General features: G+C 68.3%; 19 protein-coding genes. 13 read left to right on the top strand and 6 right to left on the bottom strand.

The genetic code is table 11. From position 1 onward, the window contains the following. Together AC5Y47_RS04080 and AC5Y47_RS04085 are read left to right on the top strand one after the other, a co-directional pair. The gene (locus tag AC5Y47_RS04080; RefSeq protein WP_499942173.1) at positions 1 to 2,013 is read left to right on the top strand and encodes a PE domain-containing protein; all 2,013 of its coding nucleotides are present in this window, start codon (positions 1 to 3) and stop codon (positions 2,011 to 2,013) included. A gap of 69 nt (positions 2,014 to 2,082) precedes the next feature. Next, positions 2,083 to 3,909: a penicillin-binding transpeptidase domain-containing protein gene (locus AC5Y47_RS04085; RefSeq protein WP_499942174.1), complete on the top strand. Its 1,827-nt coding sequence runs from the start codon at positions 2,083 to 2,085 to the stop codon at positions 3,907 to 3,909. Between the two features lie 28 nt (positions 3,910 to 3,937). On the opposite strand, the gene AC5Y47_RS04090 is transcribed toward AC5Y47_RS04085, so the two are convergent. After that, positions 3,938 to 4,318: a type II toxin-antitoxin system VapC family toxin gene (locus AC5Y47_RS04090; RefSeq protein ID WP_499942175.1), complete on the bottom strand. Its 381-nt coding sequence runs from the start codon at positions 4,316 to 4,318 to the stop codon at positions 3,938 to 3,940. After that, a complete protein-coding gene (locus tag AC5Y47_RS04095; RefSeq protein WP_499942177.1) occupies positions 4,315 to 4,581 on the bottom strand; it encodes a plasmid mobilization protein in 267 nt (88 codons plus the stop codon). The genes AC5Y47_RS04090 and AC5Y47_RS04095 overlap by 4 nt, the downstream gene beginning before the upstream one ends. Before the next feature lie 152 nt (positions 4,582 to 4,733). Between AC5Y47_RS04095 and AC5Y47_RS04100 the strand changes: the two genes are divergently transcribed. From AC5Y47_RS04100 to AC5Y47_RS04130, 7 genes are all read left to right on the top strand, one after another. Then, positions 4,734 to 5,318, top strand: a complete 585-nt coding sequence (locus tag AC5Y47_RS04100) for a DUF1707 SHOCT-like domain-containing protein (protein WP_499942178.1) — start codon at positions 4,734 to 4,736, stop codon at positions 5,316 to 5,318. Between the two features lie 130 nt (positions 5,319 to 5,448). Next, positions 5,449 to 6,306 (top strand): type I methionyl aminopeptidase, encoded by an 858-nt coding sequence (map, locus tag AC5Y47_RS04105; protein ID WP_499942180.1) that lies wholly within the window; start codon positions 5,449 to 5,451, stop codon positions 6,304 to 6,306. A 144-nt stretch (positions 6,307 to 6,450) separates the two neighbouring features. Beyond that, positions 6,451 to 6,999 carry an alpha/beta hydrolase gene (locus tag AC5Y47_RS04110; protein WP_499942182.1) on the top strand — a complete coding sequence of 183 codons (549 nt, stop codon included), beginning with the start codon at positions 6,451 to 6,453 and terminating at the stop codon, positions 6,997 to 6,999. A gap of 26 nt (positions 7,000 to 7,025) precedes the next feature. Then, on the top strand, positions 7,026 to 8,387 hold the full coding sequence (locus tag AC5Y47_RS04115) for a glutamine synthetase family protein (RefSeq protein WP_499942184.1): 1,362 nt from the start codon (positions 7,026 to 7,028) through the stop codon (positions 8,385 to 8,387). Beyond that, positions 8,353 to 9,096 carry a gamma-glutamyl-gamma-aminobutyrate hydrolase family protein gene (locus AC5Y47_RS04120; protein ID WP_499942371.1) on the top strand — a complete coding sequence of 248 codons (744 nt, stop codon included), beginning with the start codon at positions 8,353 to 8,355 and terminating at the stop codon, positions 9,094 to 9,096. Before AC5Y47_RS04115 ends, AC5Y47_RS04120 begins: the two co-directional genes overlap by 35 nt. After that, positions 9,093 to 10,457, top strand: a complete 1,365-nt coding sequence (locus AC5Y47_RS04125; protein ID WP_499942185.1) for an aldehyde dehydrogenase family protein — start codon at positions 9,093 to 9,095, stop codon at positions 10,455 to 10,457. Before AC5Y47_RS04120 ends, AC5Y47_RS04125 begins: the two co-directional genes overlap by 4 nt. Next, positions 10,457 to 11,233, top strand: a complete 777-nt coding sequence (locus AC5Y47_RS04130) for a 3-oxoacyl-ACP reductase (RefSeq protein WP_499942187.1) — start codon at positions 10,457 to 10,459, stop codon at positions 11,231 to 11,233. Before AC5Y47_RS04125 ends, AC5Y47_RS04130 begins: the two co-directional genes overlap by 1 nt. Before the next feature lie 5 nt (positions 11,234 to 11,238). Here AC5Y47_RS04130 and AC5Y47_RS04135 read toward each other — a convergent pair whose 3' ends face one another. Together AC5Y47_RS04135 and AC5Y47_RS04140 are read right to left on the bottom strand one after the other, a co-directional pair. Next, complete coding sequence (locus tag AC5Y47_RS04135) at positions 11,239 to 12,189, bottom strand: PPE family protein (protein WP_499942189.1); 951 nt, start codon at positions 12,187 to 12,189, stop codon at positions 11,239 to 11,241. A gap of 119 nt (positions 12,190 to 12,308) precedes the next feature. Then, complete coding sequence (locus tag AC5Y47_RS04140) at positions 12,309 to 13,424, bottom strand: alkaline phosphatase family protein (RefSeq protein ID WP_499942190.1); 1,116 nt, start codon at positions 13,422 to 13,424, stop codon at positions 12,309 to 12,311. A gap of 112 nt (positions 13,425 to 13,536) precedes the next feature. Between AC5Y47_RS04140 and AC5Y47_RS04145 the strand changes: the two genes are divergently transcribed. Next, positions 13,537 to 14,082, top strand: coding sequence for a Fur family transcriptional regulator (locus tag AC5Y47_RS04145; protein WP_499942192.1), 546 nt, complete (start codon positions 13,537 to 13,539; stop codon positions 14,080 to 14,082). On the opposite strand, the gene mtr is transcribed toward AC5Y47_RS04145, so the two are convergent. Both mtr and AC5Y47_RS04155 read right to left on the bottom strand, forming a co-directional pair. Next, complete coding sequence (mtr, locus tag AC5Y47_RS04150; protein WP_499942193.1) at positions 14,060 to 15,460, bottom strand: mycothione reductase; 1,401 nt, start codon at positions 15,458 to 15,460, stop codon at positions 14,060 to 14,062. The genes AC5Y47_RS04145 and mtr overlap by 23 nt on opposite strands. Positions 15,461 to 15,467: 7 nt before the next feature. Further along, positions 15,468 to 16,466, bottom strand: coding sequence for an alpha/beta hydrolase (locus tag AC5Y47_RS04155; protein WP_499942195.1), 999 nt, complete (start codon positions 16,464 to 16,466; stop codon positions 15,468 to 15,470). A 115-nt stretch (positions 16,467 to 16,581) separates the two neighbouring features. Between AC5Y47_RS04155 and mqo the strand changes: the two genes are divergently transcribed. Genes mqo through AC5Y47_RS04170 form a run of 3 tightly spaced genes read left to right on the top strand, consistent with a single transcriptional unit; the run spans position 16,582 to position 20,353 of the window. Then, on the top strand, positions 16,582 to 18,063 hold the full coding sequence (gene mqo / locus AC5Y47_RS04160; protein ID WP_499942197.1) for a malate dehydrogenase (quinone): 1,482 nt from the start codon (positions 16,582 to 16,584) through the stop codon (positions 18,061 to 18,063). Continuing rightward, positions 18,060 to 18,524: a GNAT family N-acetyltransferase gene (locus AC5Y47_RS04165; RefSeq protein WP_499942199.1), complete on the top strand. Its 465-nt coding sequence runs from the start codon at positions 18,060 to 18,062 to the stop codon at positions 18,522 to 18,524. Before mqo ends, AC5Y47_RS04165 begins: the two co-directional genes overlap by 4 nt. Further along, positions 18,521 to 20,353: a magnesium chelatase subunit D family protein gene (locus AC5Y47_RS04170; protein WP_499942201.1), complete on the top strand. Its 1,833-nt coding sequence runs from the start codon at positions 18,521 to 18,523 to the stop codon at positions 20,351 to 20,353. Before AC5Y47_RS04165 ends, AC5Y47_RS04170 begins: the two co-directional genes overlap by 4 nt. The last annotated feature ends 1 nt before the right edge of the window (position 20,354 follow it).

Here is a 20,354-nt window from a genome sequence, read left to right on the forward strand (position 1 = left end):
ATGTCGTTTCTGATCGCCGCACCAAGCCTTTTGACTTCAGCCGCGGCGGATGCCGCAGGTATCGGATCCTCGCTCGTCGCAGCGAATCTGGCGGCATTGGCACCGACCAGCACGCTGATCGCAGCCGCCGGTGACGAGGTGTCGGCGGCGATCGCCTCGCTGTTTTCCGGCCACGGCGAGGCATACGAGGCTGCCAGCCGGCAGGCCGCCGCCTTCCACGAGCAATTCGTGCAGGCACTAGGCAATGCCAGCAAGGCGTATGCGACCGCCGAGGCGATCAATGCCGGTCCGCTGCAGCCACTCGTCGACCCCATTCTGGGTGCGATCAACGCGCCGACGAACCTGCTGCTGGGACGGCCGCTCATCGGCGACGGGTTCAACGGCGTGAACGGCACCGGCCAAGCCGGCGGGGACGGCGGGATCCTGTGGGGCAATGGCGGCCGGGGCGGGTCAGGAATTGCGGGCGGGACGGGCGGACGCGGGGGCAACGCCGGCTTCTTCGGCAACGGCGGTGCCGGCGGTACCGGTGGCCTGCGCGGCGGAGCGGGCGGCGCCGGCGGCACCGGCGGTTTGTTCTGGGGCAACGGCGGGGCCGGCGGTACCGGCGGTCTCGGCGGCAACCTGTACGGCGGCGCCGGAACCGTCGCCGGCGGGGCCGGGGGAGCCGGCGGCAGGCCGTTCTTGTTCGGTGCCCCGGGCGCAACCGGCAACGCCGGCGCATTCCTCAACACGGCCACCTTCGTGACTGAAGCCCAGTTCGCCGAGTGGGCGCTAGCCACACCGGACGGGAATTTCCTGCTGATCGGCACCGACGGCACGAATCTGAGCAGAATCCTGGCGGATCCCACTGGGACCCCGAACTTCCATCTGTTCATGGAGCAGAGCACCACCTCGGCGTCGACGATCGTCGGACACACCAGCGTGTCCAACCCGTCGTGGACGACCATCCAGACCGGTGTGTGGAGCGAGACGGCCGGCGTCACCAACAACGTCTTCACCCCGTGGACGTACGACAACTGGCCGACCGTCTACAACCAACTCGAGGGCGCGTACGGCGACGACATCAACACGACGGTCATCGGCAACTGGCCGGTCATCACCGACATCGCCGGCGCCGGGTCGCATCCTGCGGACAATGTCATTTTCGTCCCGCATGACGCCGCGAGCGACCCGTACTGGGTAGCGTCGCAAAACATGGTCGGCCAGGAAACCCAGGCCGCGATCATGCTCGCCGACCCCGACAAAGCGAATTTCATCTTCTCCTACTACGTAGGTGTCGACGAGATGGGGCATGCATTCGGCGGCGGCTCGCCGGAGTACGCGGCGGCCCTTCGAAACATGGACGCCAACCTCGGCCAACAAATTGCGGGTCAGCCGTTGGCGACAAGAGGCGTGCTGGGCGCGGTAGCCGACTGGGAGGCCATGTGGCAGCCCACCCACCCCGGCGAGGAATGGAACACCCTCATCGTCACCGACCACGGCCACACGGATACCAACATCGCCGGCATCGGTCACGGTTTCCAATCACCCGTTGAGACAGCAAGTTTCCTGATGTGGGATCAGGCCGGCAACAATATCCATGACGGCTGGATCAACAACTCATGGCAGATCGTCAGTACGACGCCGACGATCATGGATACCTTCAGCCTTCCGACGCCGAGCTACATGCAGGGTGCGCCGCTGACGTCCCCGGTCTTCAACGGCACCTACTTCGATCCCGACGTCAACTTGTTCAATGTGCTCAACCAGACATTCGCCGCCCAGGGTTATCCCGATGTTCCGACCAACCTGATCCTGGACTCGCGCACGCTCGCGGCCTCGATTCCCTACTTCGTCTACGACCCGATCCAAAGCCTTGTGGATGCAGTGCCGAGCTTCTTGCAGTTGCCGGTCTCGTGGGTCGGTGCCGGCGTCTACCAGACCCTGAATATCCCCGCGCAGATCTTCGTCCGGTTCACCGGTGTGACCGGCAACCAGATCATCCCGCCGATCCTCAACCCGTTCGCGCCCTAGCAAGCGTCACGGTTTCGTCTCGGTGTGTCTACGAGGCGGTGACGCCGACAGTTTCTACCATCAGCATCGATGGTCACAAAAAAAACTCCAGTCTCAGCAGTCACACTGGCAACCTCGGTGGTGTGCCTGCTGGTGGCGCTCGCCGTCCTGCCCGGCTGTACCCCGCGGCCCGAAGGTCCCGGACCCGCCGCCGAGAAGTTCCTGGCCGCGCTGTCCGTCGGTGACACCGCGACCGCGGCGCAACTGAGCGACAGCCCCAACGACGCGCGCGAAGCGCTCAACGCGGCCTGGGCCGGCCTGCAGGCCACCCACCTTGACGCGCAGGTGCTGAGCTCGAAGTACGCCGAGGACACCGGCACGGTGGTGTACCGCTTCACCTGGCACCTGCCCAAGAACCGGATCTGGAGCTATGACGGCCAGCTGAAGATGGCCCGCGATGAGGGACGTTGGCAGGTGCGCTGGACCCCGACCGGCCTGCATCCCAGGCTCGGTGAGCACCAGACGTTCGCGTTGCGGGCCGACCAGCCCCGGCGCGCCTCGGTCAACGAGTTCGGCGGCACCGACGTGCTGGCGCCGGGCTACCTGTACAACTACTCACTGGACGCCACCCAAGCCGGGACCGAATTGATCGCCACGTCCCACGCCGTCATCGAGGCGCTGCACCCGTTCAACGACCAACTCAACGACCCGCAACTGCTTGCCGAAATGGCAAGCTCCGCAACCCAACCCGTCGATCTGGTCACGTTGCTGCCCGACGACAGCAACCGCGTCTTCCCGGCGATCGGCAGACTGCCCGGCGTCGTCGTCACGCCGCGCCCCGAGCTGTTGCCCACCGATCCGAACTTCGCGCCCGCGGTGATGGGCCAGGTGAAAAAGGCGGTGGTCGACCAACTCGACGGGCAGGCGGGGTGGCGGATCGTCACCACCAACCAGAACGGGGTCGACGTCGCGGTGCTGCACGAAGTCGAGGGCACACCGGCGCCGTCGGTCTCGATCACGCTGGACCGCGCGGTGCAGAACGCCGCACAGCATGCCGTGGACACCCGTGGCGGCAAAGCCATGCTGGTGGTGATCAAACCGTCGACCGGCGAGATCCTGGCCATCGCGCAGAACGCGGGTGCGAACGCCGATGGCCTGCTCGCCACCACCGGCCTCTATCCGCCGGGGTCCACCTTCAAGATGATCACCGCCGGTGCGGCCGTGGAGCGCGACATGGCCACCCCGAACACCATGCTCGGATGTCCCGGCCACCTGGACATCGGGCACCGCACCATCCCCAACTACGGCGGCTTCGATCTTGGCGTGGTGCCCCTGTCGCGGGCGTTCGCCAGTTCCTGCAACACCACCTTCGCCGAACTGAGCAGCAAGTTGCCGCCGCGCGGCCTGACCCAGGCCGCCAACCGCTACGGCATCGGGCTGGACTATCAGGTCGAGGGCATCACCACGGTGACCGGCTCGGTGCCGCCCACGGTGGACCTGACCGAGCGCACCGAGGACGGCTTCGGGCAGGGCCGGGTGCTGGCCAGCCCGTTCGGCATGGCTTTGGTCGCGGCCACGGTCGCGGCCGGGAAGACTCCGGTCCCGCAGCTGATCGCCGGTCGGCCCACCACCGTCTCCGGCGACAACACCCCGATCAGCCCGAAGATGGTCGAAGCGTTGCGGCCGATGATGCGCCTGGTCGTGACCAACGGCACCGCCAAGGAGATCGCCGGCTGCGGGGAGATCTACGGCAAGACCGGCGAGGCCGAGTTCGCGGGCGGATCACATTCCTGGTTCGCCGGATACCGCGGTGACCTGGCGTTCGCGGCGCTCATCGTCGGGGGCGGCAGCTCGGAATACGCGGTCCGGATGACCAAAGTGATGTTCGACTCGCTGGCGCCTGGCTACCTGGCCTGACAAACGCTGCTAGCGGCCGCTCGCCGGCCTACGGGCCGAAGGCGCTCGCCAGGGTCGGGTCGAACGTCTTGATCCGCGTGACACCGCGACGCTGGCAGCAGGCCAGGTGAAGCAGATCGCGCGCGCCGAGACCGCGGTGGCGGGTGTGCAGTATTCGAGCGTGCAGGATGTCGGCCATCTCGACGGGCCAGATTTCCGCTAGCTCCCGTGCCAATGTCAATGCCGAATCCAGCGTCGAGATCCGGCCCACCGGCAGGTACGCGTGCAGCAATTCCTGGGCGACCTCAGCTGAGGTGACAAGCCGCTCCTTGTGTTCCACGCTGTGCACGAGGAACTCGCGGGCGGGCGTTCGCAGTGGGTGATCGCGACCCACCGCATACATGAAGACGTTGGTGTCGACGAAAATCACGACGTCGTGAGCCCGCGACGGCGGGACTCGGCCATCACCTGCAGATGCGTCTCCCAATCAGGTTCTGTTCCTGCGTCTTCGGAATGCGCGAAGAACTCAAGCAGGTCCCGGGCGGTACGAATGGGACGTTCCCGTTGGGCCTCGAGTTGCTTGAGTCCCGCTTGTCGCAGCCAGTTGCTGAGGGACATCTGCTGCGCCGCGGCTTGCTGGCGGAAGGCTTCCCGCTCTTCCTCGGACAGAATCACCTGAACTCGCCTACTCATGTGTATGTAGATACACATGCATCGGACCAAGCGTGCAGACAGCAGCCGAGAACCGCGCGCCGACGAGGGCTTTGCTGCAACGAAGCTACGTCCGCCGGTAAGTTACGTGTGGTGGGCGAATCATCGCCAGTAGTCGAGCAGTGGAAAAGGCGATGACGGAATCCGGCGGGGACATGGCAGTGCGGGTGTCGGATGCTGACCGCAACGGCACCATGCGGCGGCTGCACAACGCTTTGGCGCTCGGGCTGATCGACCTTGACGAATTCGAGCAGCGCTCGACGCAGGTGTCTTTTGCGCGCACCCGCAACGAGCTGGACAGTCTGGTCGGTGACCTGCCCGCGCCGGGCGCGATCGTGACGTCGGCCACCGATCGGGTGGAGTTGCGCGGCTGGGCCGGCTCGCTCAAGCGCCACGGCGAGTGGACGGTGCCGACCCGGTTGTCGCTGGTGCGCCGGTTCGGCAACATCGAACTCGACCTCACCAGAGCCCGTTTCGCCGGTCCCGTCGTCGTCATCGAGATCGACATGAAGTTCGGCAACCTCGACCTGCGGTTGCCCGACGGTGCGAGTGCCTCGATCGACAACGTGGAAGCCTACGTCGGTAGCGCGACCGACCGTCGCAAAGATCCGCCGGCCGAAGGCAACCCGCACGTCGTCCTGAGCGGTCAGTTGGTGTTCGGGTCGGTGATCATCCGGGGTCCCCGCCGCCGGACGTTGCTGCGCCGGCCTCGGTTCTGATCGCCGCTCGCCGAGATCGAAAGGCTGCAGACGAACTCTTCGAGCGCGGGCCTGCAGAGGTGCAATCTCGATGCGTGCGCCGAACTCGGTGCCGCGCCGGGCCGAGCCGCACATCGCTAAGCTGTGTCCCATGCCTGCTCGCACCGCGCTTGCCCCCGGCGTGCTGTCGTCCACGTTGCCGGTGCCCAAGTGGATCGCGCGCCCGGAATACGTCGGCAAGGCCACCGCCAAAGAGGGCACCGAGCCTTGGGTCCAGGAACCCGAGGTCATCGAAAACATGCGCGTCGCGGGGCGGATCGCGGCGCAGGCGCTGCAGGAAGCCGGCAAGGCCGTCGCGCCCGGCGTTACCACCGACCATCTGGACCGCATCGCGCACGACTACATGGTCGACCACGGCGCCTACCCGTCCACGTTGGGCTACAAGGGTTTTCCGAAATCGTGCTGCACGTCGCTCAACGAGGTCATCTGCCACGGCATCCCGGATTCGACGGTGATCGAGGACGGCGACATCGTCAACATCGACGTCACCGCATACATCAACGGGGTGCACGGCGACACCAACGCGACCTTTCTGGCCGGTGACGTCGCCGAGGAACACCGCTTGCTCGTCGAGCGCACGCACGAGGCGACGATGCGCGCGATCAAAGCCGTCAAGCCCGGCCGGGCGCTGTCGGTGGTGGGTCGGGTCATCGAGGCGTACGCAAATCGGTTCGGGTACAACGTAGTTCGCGACTTCACCGGTCACGGCATCGGCACCACGTTCCACAACGGGCTGGTGGTCCTGCATTACGACCAGCCGGCCGTCAGCACCGTCTTGCAACCCGGGATGACGTTCACCATCGAGCCGATGATCAACCTCGGCGCGCTGGATTACGAGATCTGGGACGACGGCTGGACGGTCGTCACCAGAGACCGCAAGTGGACAGCGCAGTTCGAGCACACCCTGCTGGTCACCGACACCGGCGCCGAGATCCTCACGCTGCCGTAACACGTCGACGAACAGCCGGCAGCAAACCGGTCGCAATGAAGACGGTCGAGCCGATCGTTGGCGGCGCCGGACGCACCTCTTCGACCGGAATCGTCCCGGGTGCTCGTGGCCCCGGTTTCGGGTAATTTGCGGGGGGTGCCCACGATGATGACCACGCTCGATGGATTCCCTGTGCCAGTGGGCGTGTCCGGTCCGGACAACGGCACCGTCGTGGTGATACTGGCCGCCGAGCAGCGTGCCCCGTCGGCCTACGACGCCGTGTGCGAGCGGCTGCACAACGCGTCGTTGCGCACCGTCGTCATCGGCGCCGACCCGCGGCTGACCGCCAAGTCGGTGATCGGCATTCTCGACTCGTTGGGCATTGCGTGGGCGGTGGCGGTCGGCGACCGCGCCGGCGCCGAGCTGGCCTGGGAATTGGCGGCCACCAGGTTGGGCAGGTTCGCGGGGCTGGTCGCGATCGATCGCGTGCACCCGCGGGTGGCCGCTGCCGACGACGCTGACGAAATCTGTCCGCCGGTGGAGATTGCCACGACCGTGCTGGTGAGCACGCCGGCGATGCGCGACGCCGCCCGCGAGAGCCAGCGGTTCGTCTTCGGCGACTACCGGGTGGTGGAGTTGCTGGGCCGGCGCAGCGCGAGCGAGTCGACCGCGCAGTTGGCCACCGAGATCATCTTGCGCACCAGCGGCTGGTAGCGCGGCAGAGTGGTTGACTGGCGGGCATGACTGGGCACCTCTCGCCGTCCGACCTGGAACGACTGGTCGCAGCCGGCGACGTCGACACCGTCATCGTGGCCTTCACCGACATGCAGGGCCGGCTGGTCGGCAAACGGGTCGCGGGCCGGTTCTTCGTCGACGAGGTTGCCGGCCACGGCGCCGAATGCTGCAGTTATCTGCTGGCCGTGGATGTCGACGTCAACACCGTGGCGGGATACGCCATGTCGAACTGGGAAACCGGCTACGGCGACATGGTGATGACGCCGGATCTGTCCACGTTGCGGCTGGTGCCGTGGCTGCCCGCCACCGCGTTGGTGATCGCCGACTTGTCCTGGCTGGACGGCGGCCCGGTCGTGCAGTCGCCGCGTGCCATCCTGCGCCGCCAGCTCGAGCGCCTCGAGCGGCGCGGCTTGGTCGCCGATGCCGCCACCGAGTTGGAGTTCATCGTGTTCGACCAGTCCTACCGTCAGGCGTGGGCCGACGGCTACCGCCGCCTGACGCCGGCCAGCGACTACAACATCGACTACGCGATCATGGCCGGTTCGCGCATGGAACCACTGCTGCGCGACATCCGGCTGGGCATGCAGGGTGCGGGTCTGCAGATCGAGGCGATCAAGGGGGAGTGCAACAACGGCCAGCAGGAACTCGGCTTCCGCTACGCGGAGGCGCTGGTCACCTGCGACAACCACGCCGTCTACAAGAACGGCGCCAAGGAGATCGCCGACCAACACGCCAAGAGCCTGACGTTCATGGCCAAATACGATGAGCGCGAAGGCAATAGCTGTCACATCCACCTGTCGCTGCGCGACGCGGACGGCGTCTCGGCATTCTTCGATCCCGGTGTGCCGCGCGGCATGTCGGCGACGTTCCGCGGTTTCATCGCCGGGCTGCTGGCCACGGTGCGCGAGCTCACTTTGTTCTATGCGCCGAACATCAACTCCTACAAGCGTTTTGTCGACGGCAGCTTCGCCCCGACCGCGGTGGCGTGGGGATTGGACAACCGCACCTGCGCGCTGCGGGTGGTGGGGCACGAACGCAATATCCGAGTCGAATGCCGCGTCCCCGGCGGCGACGTCAACCAGTATCTCGCGGTGGCGGCGCTGATCGCGGGCGGTTTGTACGGTGTCGAGCAGGGCCTGGAACTCGGCGACCCGTACGCCGGAAACGCCTATCAGGCCGACGATGTCGAGCGGCTACCGTCCACCCTCGCCGAGGCGGCCGCGCTGTTCGGGGATTCGGCGGTGGCGCGGCAGGCATTCGGCGACGACGTGGTCGCGCACTACCTGAACAACGCGCGCGTGGAACTGGCGGCGTTCAACACTTCGGTCACCGATTGGGAGAGGATGCGTGGTTTTGAGCGGCTCTAGGCCCCCGGTCGTGGGGCTGACCATGTACCGGGAGCAGGTACGCACCGGGGTGTGGGACATCCCCGCGGCCTATCTGCCGTCCGACTACTTCGAAGGCGTCGTGCAGGCCGGCGGTGTCCCGGTGCTGTTGCCTCCCCAGCCGGTGCGAAGCGACACCGTCGAGGCGCTGCTCGACAGTCTGGACGCTCTGGTCATCACCGGCGGTTACGACCTCGACCCCGCCACCTACGGCCAGCAACCCCACCCGAGCACCGATCAACCGCGTGCCGACCGCGACGCCTGGGAGTTTGCGTTGCTGCGGGCCGCGCTGGACCGGCGGCTGCCGGTGCTCGGCATCTGCCGGGGCGCGCAGATCTTCAACGTCGCCTTCGGCGGCACCCTGCACCAACATCTGCCCGAGGTGCTGGGCCACTCCGGGCATCGTGCGGGCAACGGGATATTCAGCCGGCTGCCGGTGCGGACCGTGGCGGGCACCCGCGCGGCCGCGCTGCTGGGCGAAACCGCCGACGTGCCGTGCTATCACCATCAGGCCATCGACAAGGTCGGCGACGGACTGGTGGTCGGCGCGTGGGACGTCGACGGCGTGGTCGAGTCCGTCGAGCTACCCGGCGACGCGTTCGCGCTTGCGGTGCAATGGCATCCGGAGAAGGCGCTGGACGATCTGCGGCTGTTCACGGCCCTGGTGGACGCCGCGAGGGCCGGCCTATGACGGCCACCGACGTGGTCAACCCGGCCACCGAAGAGGTGTTGCGCACGGTCGAGCACGCCGACGCCGCGGCCGTCGACGACGCGGTGGGGCGGGCCCACGCTGCCCAGCGTCGCTGGGCGAAGTTGGCCCCGGCCGACCGGGCCGCCGGCCTGCGTGCCTTCGCAGCCGTCGTCGACACCCACCGCGACGAACTCGCCGCCCTCGAAGTAGCCAACTCCGGACATCCGATCGGCTCGGCGGAATGGGAGGCCGGCAACGTCCGCGACGTGCTGCAGTATTACGCCGGCAGCCCAGAGCGCCTGTGCGGCAAGCAGATTCCGGTGGCCGGTGGGCTCGATGTCACCTTCAACGAGCCGATGGGCGTGATCGGGGTGATCACCCCCTGGAACTTTCCGATGGTGATCGCGACCTGGGGTATCGCGCCGGCCTTGGCCGCGGGCAACGCGGTCCTGGTCAAGCCCGCTGAGTGGACACCGCTGAGCACGATGCGACTCGCGGAGCTGGCGGTCGAGGCCGGGCTGGATCCGGATCTGCTGCAGGTGCTGCCCGGGCGGGGATCGGTGGTGGGGGAGCGCTTCGTCACCCATCCCGGGATCCGAAAGGTCGTATTCACCGGGTCCACCGGCGTCGGCAAGCAGGTGATGGCCGGTGCGGCGGCCGCGGTGAAGCGGGTGACCCTGGAACTGGGCGGCAAGAGCGCCAACATCGTCTTCGCCGACTGCGACCTGGAGCGCGCGGCCGCGACCGCGCCGGCCGGAGTCTTCGACAACGCGGGCCAGGATTGCTGCGCCCGCAGCCGGATCCTGGTGCAGCGCAGCGTCTACGACCGGTTCATGGAGTTGCTGGAGCCGGCCGTGCAGGCAGTGGTGGTCGGGGATCCCGGGGCGCGGGACACCGAGATGGGGCCGCTGGTCTCGGCGGCGCACCGGGACAAGGTGGCCTCCTACGTGCCCGACGGCGCGCCCGTGGCCTTTCGGGGGTCGGCACCACGCGGGCCCGGGTTCTGGTTCCCCCCAACGGTTCTCACCCCGCAGCGCACCGATCGCAGCGTCACCGACGAGATCTTCGGACCGGTGGTCACGGTGTTGGCGTTCGACGACGAACACGACGCGGTGACACTGGCCAACGACACCGAATACGGTCTGTCCGGGTCGATCTGGACCGACGACCTGTCCCGCGCGCTGCGTGTGTCCCGGGCGGTGGAAGCGGGCAACCTGTCGGTGAACTCGCATTCCTCGGTGCGCTACAGCACCCCGTTCGGCGGGTTCAAACAGTCGGGTCTCGGTCGTGAGTTGGGGCCGGACGCGCCGCTGCAGTTCACCGAGACCAAGAACGTCTTCATCGCGATCAAGGAGAGCTGATGATCAACCTCACGCGGCGGCTTTCCGGCCGGGTGGCCGTCATCACCGGCGGCGGTAGCGGCATCGGCCTGGCCGCGGCCCGCCGCATGCACGCCGAGGGCGCCCAGATCGTGATCGGTGACATCGACACCGAAGCCGGCGGCGCGGCAGCAGAACAGCTCTCCGGTTTGTTCGTGCCCGTCGACGTTTCCGACGAAGATTCGGTGAACAAGCTGTTCGACGCCGCCGGGCACGCTTGCGGGTCGGTCGACATCGCGTTCAACAACGCCGGCATCTCACCGCCGGAGGACGACCTGATCGAGAACACCGAACTGGCGGCCTGGCAACACGTCCAGGACGTCAACCTCAAGTCGGTCTATCTGTGCTGTCGAGCGGCGTTGCGGCACATGGTGCCGGCCGGGAAGGGCGCCATCATCAACACGGCATCCTTTGTCGCGGTACTGGGTTCGGCCACTTCGCAGATCTCCTACACCGCCTCCAAGGGCGGGGTACTGGCCATGTCTCGGGAACTCGGCGTGCAGTACGCGCGGCAGGGTATCCGCGTCAACGCCCTGTGCCCGGGTCCGGTCAATACACCGCTGCTGCAAGAACTCTTCGCCAAAGATCCGGAACGGGCCGCGCGCCGCCTGGTGCACGTACCGCTGGGCCGATTTGCCGAGCCGGACGAAATCGCCGCCGCCGTGGCGTTTTTGGCCAGCGACGACGCGTCGTTCATCACGGCGTCCACATTCCTGGTCGACGGCGGCATCAGCTCGGCCTACGTGACACCGCTGTAGCGGCGTCAGGAGTAGACGAGCCTCGCGCAGACTGCCCGCCCGCCGATCGTCCGCAGTCGCCGCGCCGAAGCGCGGAAATCGACGCTGACCGGGCTCGGCGGTTCGATGTCGCTCCAAGCCGAGGGCACCGACAGACGGCCCACCCTTCGGCCACCGCCCCAGCGCGCAGTCACCGTCGTCCGGCCGGCCGCCGGTTTGCGCCCGACCGGGCCGGATCCTCTGCCCAAAAAATTCAGCAGGTGCATCGGGAACTTCACCGGCGCCCGCAACGAACCCAGCCGCGCTAGCGACGCCGACACCGACAGCAACGCCGCGTCGAATGCCGCCGACGGCGACGACGCGAGAGACTGCAGCATCTGCGGGAGAGCGGCGATCAATTGCGATCCGGCGGTCACGACTTCCGGGTCGCCGGCCACGCCCTGTTGGGCCGGCAGAGCGACCGCCAGCGGCGCCGACGTGAACGGCGTGACCCGGGCCGCCGTGGCAGCAGCGTCGGCGTAGCTGTACATCGCCGCGACGTCCTGGGCCCACATCTGTTCGTAGTCGGCGTCCATGGCAGCGATCGTCTCGGTGTCCTGACCCAGCGGATTCCCGTCAGCCACCGACCTGCGCTGGGAACGGTTGGCCGCGATCACCGCGGGAGGCACCACCGCGGCACGCGCGTCTTCGTAGGCGCTCGCGGCCGCCATCGCATGCGCGGCAGCCTGCTCGCCCGTGGCGGCCGCGGCGGCCAGCCACCCCAGGTACGGCACCGCGGATTGGGTCATCGCGATTGCCGCGTGACCCTGCCATCCAGAGGTCAGCCGCGTCGTCACCGAGCGGAAGCCGTCCGCCGCTTCGTCCAACCCGTCCGCCAACCGGTTCCACGCCGTCGCGGCGGCCAACAGCGATCCCGGACCAGGACCGGAATACAGCCGCGCCGAGTTGACCTCCGGCGGAATCGCCCCGTAATCCACGGCTACCTCTCCCCAGCAGTCGGCCGCGACCGTCGGGAGACGCGCGCGACGCGGAGATCCACCTTCCCAACCTATCGCGACCAATTTAGGTCAGCCACACGAAAATAATTTGAGTTCGGCTAGAAGAGCTCTATCAGCGGAATCGCCATTTCCGCCGTGGTCGCCGCGCCGTGGAACCCGACGAGGCTAGCCGTTTCGGGAGGTTCGTGACCGCTCGCCAGAATCGCGGACTCGCCGGTGCAGACGACGACGACATCGCCGATCCTGGGTAGGTGTTCGGCGCTGACCGGGCCGAAGATCCCCGACGCGACGGCGTCGTCCCGGCTGCGCACTTCTGCTTGACCGGCCAGCACATCGGACCAGATGGCCAGCACGTCTTCGGCGGCGCCCGGTTCGGTGTGCAGGTAGCGCACCCGCGGCTCACCGGCTACCACCCGCACGCCCGCCGCCAGCCGGGGATCGGCGGCCATGTCGACGCGGGCGTCCGGCGGGACGTTGAGGCCGCCGTGGTCGGCGGTCACCAGCAGCGCGGCATCGTCGGGCAGCGACTCGACCACCCGGGTGAGCAGGGCGTCCACCCCGGCCGCGGCCTCGTGCCACTCGGCCGACCCGACCCCGAACACGTGCGCGGCGGTGTCCAGGTCGGCGGTGTACCCGTAGACCAGACCCGGGCCCGCGCGTAGCTCTTCGGCTACCCGCGCGGCGTAGTCGTCATCGGAGCGCGTCCCGACGAACTGCGCGCCCCGGTAGGCCGCCGCTGTCAGACCGCTGCCCAGGAACCACTCCGGCAGCACGGCGCGCGCGCTGACCCCGGCCCGCGTCAGCCGCTCGAACCACGTCGGCAGCGGCTGCCACTGCTGGTGCGGTGGGTCGTCGCGCCACCGGATGTGGCTGAGCACCCGGTCGGTGCCGGGCACGTTGACGGTGAAACCCAGCACGCCATGCCGGCCGGGCGGTGCGCCGGTACCGAGTGACACCAGGCTGGTCGGCGTGGTGGACGGGAAGGTGCAGTCCAGGCGTCGCAGCCGTCCGGTGCCGCCGGCGAGCACCGAGGCCAGCAGCGGCGCGTCGTCGGCCAGGTCCGGCAACAGCTCCCAGCCCATCCCGTCGACCAGCACCACGCAGACGCGCTCAGGGACGCCGAGCGAGTCGGCCAGCGCGAGCGTGTCCGTCGCGTCCGGCACCCCGAACAATGCCGCGACGCTGGGCAGCACGTCGCAGATCGAACCGGGCACGCGGTCAGTGTGGCACGAAATCAGCTGTGCGCGAGCCGAGGTGCTGTTAGCAGGCGACGCGCCGGTGACCCCCGCGTTGGCAATCCCCGGTCCGGGACGCGACACTGAGGGGGTGACGACCCAAGCGGAAGGGTTGGACCCAGCGGTCACCGAACGGATCGGCGCGCTGCTGCGTGCCCGCGGGTTGCGGCGGATGGCGTCGCGGATCCAGGTGCTCGCGGTGCTCGAACCCGTCCGCGGACACCTGTCGGTGGCAGAGATCCACAACCGGCTGCCCGCCTGCCTGCCCGCGGGCATTCAGCCCCCCGATCTCGCCACCATCTACCGCACGGTGACCACCCTGGTCGATCAGGGCGTCCTGCACGGGCTGACCATGGACGACGGCGTCACCACCTACGGCATGGCCACCACACCGCACCACCACGCGGTGTGCACCAAGTGCGACGCGGTCATCGAAGTGCCCGCGCCCGAACTCAGTTCGGCGCTCGCGCACGCGATGGCGGCCAGCCGGTTCGCGTTGTCGGAGCAGGCCGGTCTGACGCTGCGCGGCTTGTGTCCGGCTTGCCAGGACAGCGTGCAGGACCACCTCGCGGGGGAGAGTGACCCGACCGACCCGCGGCCCACCGGCCGGCAGGTCACCCGGACGCGGCGTCGCTGACGTCCAGTCCCAGCAGCGCGTTCTCCACCACCTCCGGCAGCGCCGGGTGGATCCAGTACTGGCCGCGGGCCATCTGCCCGACGGTGAGCCCGAAGGTCATTCCCTGAATCAACGGCTGGATCAGTGCCGAAGCCTGATATCCCATGAAGTGCGCTCCCAGCAGCAGCCCGGTGCCGCGGTCGGCGATCAGCTTGACGATGCTGGTGGTGTCTTCCATCGCCCATCCGTAGGCGACGTCGCCGTACTCCTGGATCTTGACCGAGATGTCGTATCCCTCTGCCAGAGCCTGGTTTTCGGTCAAGCCCACACTGGCCAGCTGCGGATCGGTGAACACCGCCGACGGAACGAATCGGTGATCGGTGAGCGTCATCGACGCGGTGTCGTCCCAGTCGCACAGCAGGTTGCGCTGCACCACCCGCGCTTCGTGGTTGGCGACATGCTTGAGCTGGTGGGGCGAAGAAACATCGCCGAGCGCGAAAACGTTACGCGCAGAAGTTCTTTGGTAGCAATCGACCACCACTCGGCCGTGTTCGAGCCGCACTCCGGCTTGTTCGGCGTCCAGCAGATCGGCGTTGGACACCCGGCCGGTGGCCACCAGCAGCGCGCCGGCTTCGATGGTGCTGCCGTCGTCCAGCTCGACGGTGACCCCGTCGTCCCGGTCTTCGGCGCCGACGATGTTGCGCTGGGCGCGCAGCTCCCACTTGCTGGCCGCGAGCCGGGTGAACTGCTCGCTGATCGCCTCGTCGGCGTGCCTGAGCATGGTGCCGCCGCGCAGGACGACGGTGACCTGGACCCCCATTGTGGCGAAGATGTGCGCGAATTCGGCTGCCACATAACCGCTTCCGGCGATCACCAGATGTTCGGGCAGGGTGGGGATCCGCATGATGGTGTCACTGGTGTGGTACGTCGCGCCGCTGTCGCGGATGGCCGGCGGGACGGTCGGTCGCGAGCCCGCCGCGATCACCACCTGCTCGGCGGTGAATTCCGCACCGGCTTCGGTGCGCAACAGATAGCGGCCGTCGTCCTGCACCGGCCCGAAGCGGGTGTGCTGGCCGTAGACCTCGACGTTGGGCAGCGAGCGCCGGTAGGCCTCACCGCTGTTCGCGATCGGATCGATGCGCCCGAAGACCCGCGAGACGATGTCGTCCCAGCGCACCCCGTCGACGTGTGCGTCGATGCCGTATTTCGCGGCCCCCCGGACGGCCTGGGCGACCTCGGCGGCGTAGACGAACATCTTGGTCGGGATGCAGCCGACGTTCAGGCAGGTACCGCCGAAGGTGCCCTGTTCGCAGATCGCCACCCGCTTGCTCGCATACCGTTCGTCGAGAATTGTGTTGCCCGAACCGGTTCCGATGATCGCGAGGTCGTAGCTTTCCATTCAGCCGTCAGCCTTTCCCATTCTCCGGTGTCGACACGCCGGGTGTGCACAGATGATCGTCGAGCCACCGGTCGAGGTGGCGGTAGGCCAGTCGGCGCGGCTGTTCCAGCGACAGGAACACGTCGTGCTTGGCGTCCGGTACCGGGATGATGGTGCTGCGGTTGCCGATGCACCCGGCCCACCGGGCGATCTGCGCGACGTCGAGCACGGCGTCACCGCGTTGCAGCGCCTGCGGTCCGGCGTCTTCGGCAACGGTGTGATCCGAGCGCAGGATCAGGTTGGGCACACCGACGTCGAGTCCACGATGCAGCCGCGCCTGACCGCGGCGCACGGCGTGCAGCCACCCGAAGGTAACGGGGAAGCCGCCCAACGGTTTCCACTGCAGGTTGTAGTCGAACTCGCCGTGGTAGTCGCGGTGCAGGCTGGAGCCGTAGCCCCCGGCGCCGCTGGCCCGGGCCACGGCCTTGCTGCGCATGCGCGACAACGCCGCGATGGTGGCCGACGTCAGGCCCAGTCGCAGGATCGCCGGACCGTGCAGATCCAGGAACGGGCTGTTGAGCACCAGGCCGCGGATGCCGGCCGAAGCGTCGGCGCGGCGCAGGCGGTCCAGCCACAACGACACGATCAGGCCGCCCGCCGAATGCCCGTACATCAACACGTCCTGGCAATCCCGGCGAATCAGGTCCAGCGCCCGGTCTAGTTCGGTGTTGTACTGGGCGAGGTTGGTGGTGAAGTGCGGGGTCTGTTCCGGCCGATGCGAGCGCCCGCACTTGCGCAGGTCCAGTGCATAGAACGCGAACCCGCGGTCGGCGAAGTGATCGGCCAGCGCGGTGTTGAAGAAATAGTCCGTGTAGCCGTGCACGGCCAGTACGGCGTGTGCGGCCGGCGCCATCTCCCCGCGCCGGATCAGGGTGGCGACGATATCGCCCTCCCCGTCGGGGTCGGGCCCGAGCGGGATCGAGTGCTGCCAGTAGCCGGGCAGGACGTCGGGCACCCAGCCAGTCACGATGGCCAGCTTAAAGAAGGCGTGGCCGGGCCGCCCACATTGGTGGCCAGGCACTTGGCGTCACGTGTCGGGATAATCTGGGACCGGCATAGCCAGAGGAAGGGTCATCGATCCGGTGTCAGAAAGACTCAGAACCGACGTCGTGCTGGTGGGCGCCGGAATCATGAGTGCCACCCTGGCCGCGATGCTGCGGCGGCTCGAGCCGGACTGGTCGATCACGGTGGTCGAACGCCTGGACGGGGTCGGCGCCGAGAGCAGCAGCCCGTGGAACAACGCCGGCACCGGCCACGCCGGGCTGTGCGAGATGAACTACACCCCGCAGCGGCCCGACGGCACGATCGACATCACCAAAGCGGTGCGGGTCAACGAGCAGTTCCAAGTCACGCGCCAGTTCTGGGCGTACGCAGCCGAAAACGGCATCCTGGCCGACGTGCGCGGCTTCCTGAACCCGGTCCCGCACGTGAGTTTCGTCCGCGGTGCGGCCGGGGTCGACTATCTGCGGCGCCGCCGCGAGGCGTTGGCGCACAACCCGTTATTCGCCGCGACCGAGCTGATCGACGACCCCGACGAGTTCGCACGCCGGCTGCCGTTGATGGCCGACGGGCGTGACTTCTCCGAACCCGTCGCCCTCAACTGGTCCGCCGACGGCACCGACGTCGACTTCGGCGCCCTGTCCCGGCAGCTGATCGGCTACTGCGTGCGCAGCGGCGCCACCGTGCTGTTCGGGCACCGGGTCCGCGCGCTGTCCCGGCAGCCCGACGGCGGCTGGAGGCTCACCGTCGCCGACCGTCGCACCGGCCGACAGCGAAAGCTCGACGCCAAGTTCGTCTTCGTCGGCGCCGGCGGCGACGCGCTGCCGTTGTTGCAGAAGTCAGGCATCAAGGAGGTCAAGGGTTTCGCCGGATTCCCGATCGGCGGCCGGTTCCTTCGCGCGGCAAACCCGGCGCTGACCCCGGCCCACCGCGCCAAGGTGTACGGCGTTCCGTCCCCGGGCGCCCCGCCGCTGGGCGCGCTCCACCTCGATCTCCGCTACGTGCAGGGCAAGTCGTGGCTGGTCTTCGGCCCCTACGCCGGCTGGTCGCCGAAGTTCTCCAAACACGGCCACATCAGCGACCTGCCCCGGTCGATCCGGCGCGGCAACCTGATGTCGGTGCTGGGTGTCGGCGTCACAGAGACAACCATGGTCAGCTACCTGCTCGGCCAGCTGCGACTCACCAGAGCCGAACGGCTCCGCGTGCTGCGTGAATTCGCGCCCAGCGCAAGAGATTCGGACTGGGAACTGACGGTGGCGGGCCAGCGGGTGCAGGTCATCCGGCGCGACAACCGCGGCCGAGGGGTGCTGGAATTCGGCACCGCCCTGGTCGGTGCCGCCGACGGCAGCATCATCGGCCTGCTGGGCGGTTCCCCCGGTGCTTCCACCGCGGTTCCGATCATGCTGGACGTCTTGAGAGACTGCTTCGCCAACCGCTATCAGTCCTGGCTGCCCAAACTCAAGGAGATGGTGCCGTCCCTGGGCGCCAAGCTGTCCGACGAACCGGTGCTGTACGACGAACTGCGTTCCTGGACCGCCCGGACCCTGCAGTTGGAAGCCGCATGACCGAAGCGCTGCGCCGAGTCTGGTCCAAAGACCTTGACGCACAAACTCTTTACGAACTCCTGAAACTGCGGGTGGAGGTTTTCGTGGTCGAGCAGGCCTGTCCCTATCCGGAACTGGACGGACGCGATCTGCTCGCCGAGACCCGGCACTTCTGGCTGGAAACCCCGCAGGGCGAGGTGATCTGCACGCTGCGGCTGATGGAGGAACATCCCGGCGGCGAGAAGGGGTTCCGACTCGGCCGGTTGTGTACCAAGCGCAGCGCCCGCGGCCAGGGCCACACCACCCGGCTGTTGCGCGCCGCGCTGGCCGAGGTGGGCGACTTCCCGTGCCGGATCGACGCACAGACATACTTGACGGACATGTGGACCAAACACGGGTTCGCCCGGGACGGAGACGAATTCATCGACGGCGGCATCCCGCACGTGCCGATGCTCAGACCCGGGTCGGGGGCGCAGCGGTGAAGCCCTACCCGTTCAGCGCCATCGTCGGACAGGACCAACTGCGACTCGCGTTGCTGCTGTGCGCGGTGCGCCCGCAGATCGGCGGCGCGCTGATCCGCGGCGAGAAAGGCACCGCGAAGTCGACCGCCGTGCGGGGCCTGGCCGGCTTGCTGTCGGCGGCGACCGGCAACGAGGATGCCGGTCTGGTCGAGATGCCTTTGGGCGCAACCGAAGACCGGGTGGTGGGCTCGTTGGATCTGCAGCGGGTGCTACGCGACGGCGAGCACGCGTTCGCGCCCGGCCTGCTGGCCCGTGCCGACGGCGGCGTGCTCTACGTCGACGAGGTGAACCTGCTGCACGATCATCTGGTCGACATTCTGCTCGACGCCGCGGCGATGGGCCGCGTCCACGTCGAACGCGACGGCATATCCCATTCGCACCAGGCCCGGTTCGTACTGATCGGCACGATGAATCCCGAAGAGGGCGAACTGCGTCCGCAGCTGCTGGACCGCTTCGGGCTCACCGTCGACGTGCAGGCGTCGCGCGACGTCGACGTGCGGGTGCAGGTGATCCGCCAGCGGATGGCGTACGAGGCGGACCCGGACGCGTTCGCGCAGCGCTACGCCGATGCCGACGCCGAGCTGGCCCGGCGCATCGCGGCCGCCCGCGCGATCGTCGACGACGTGGTGTTGCCGGACGACGAGTTACGCAGAATCGCGGCGCTGTGCGCGGCGTTCGACGTCGACGGCATGCGGGCCGACCTGGTGGTGGCCCGCACCGCGGTCGCGCACGCGGCCTGGCGGGGTGGGGACACGGTGACCGAACAGGACATTCGGGTTGCCGCCGAACTGGCGTTGCCGCATCGGCGCCGGCGTGACCCGTTCGACGACCATGGCATCGACCGCCAGCAACTCGACGAGGCACTCGCCAAAGCCGCCGAATCGCACGGCGATCCGCAGCCGGATCCCGATCCGCCCGGCGGGGGTGCGTCGGCCGGTGACCCAGAGCCGCAATCGGCGCCGGGACCCGCACCCCAGCCGCCGCGGCCCAGCGCACCGCCGTCGAGGGTCTTCCGCGCCAGGGCGTTGACGGTGCCGGGAATGGGCGAGGGCGCTCCTGGACGGCGTTCGCGCGCCCGCAATGCCTCGGGGAGCGTGGTGGCGGCCGCGGATCCGTCGGTGCCCGACGCGCACGGCCTGCATTTGTTCGCCACTGTGCTGTCCGCGGCCGAGCAGGCATCCGGCCGCGGGCGGTTGCGGCTGCGGCCCAACGACATTCGTCGCGCTGTGCGCGAAGGACGCGAGGGCAACCTGGTGATCTTCGTCGTCGACGCGTCCGGGTCGATGGCCGCGCGCGATCGGATGGCGGCGGTCGGTGGCGCCACCCTTTCGCTGCTGCGTGATGCCTATCAGCGGCGCGACAAGGTCGCGGTCATCACGTTCCGTCAGCAGACGGCGCAGGTGTTGCTGCCGCCCACGTCCTCGGCGCACATCGCCGGACGCCGATTGGCCCGGTTCGACACCGGCGGCAAAACCCCGCTGGCCGAGGGTCTGTTGGCCGCCCGTGCGCTGGTCATGCGGGAGAAAGTGCGCGACCGGGCCCGGCGTCCGCTCATCGTGGTGCTGACCGACGGGCGTGCCACTGCTGGCCCGGACCCGTTGGGCCGCAGCCGAATTGCGGCGGGCCGTCTGCGCGCCGAGGGTGTGGCCGCGGTGGTGGTGGACTGCGAGACGTCTTATGTGCGGCTGGGATTGGCCGGTGAGCTCGCCCGACAACTGGGTGCGCAGGCCATCCGGCTCGAGCAGTTGCACGCCGACCAGTTGACCCGAGCAGTCCGTAGCGTGGCCTGAT

The organism is Mycobacterium sp. NGS22 (genome assembly GCF_059813095.1).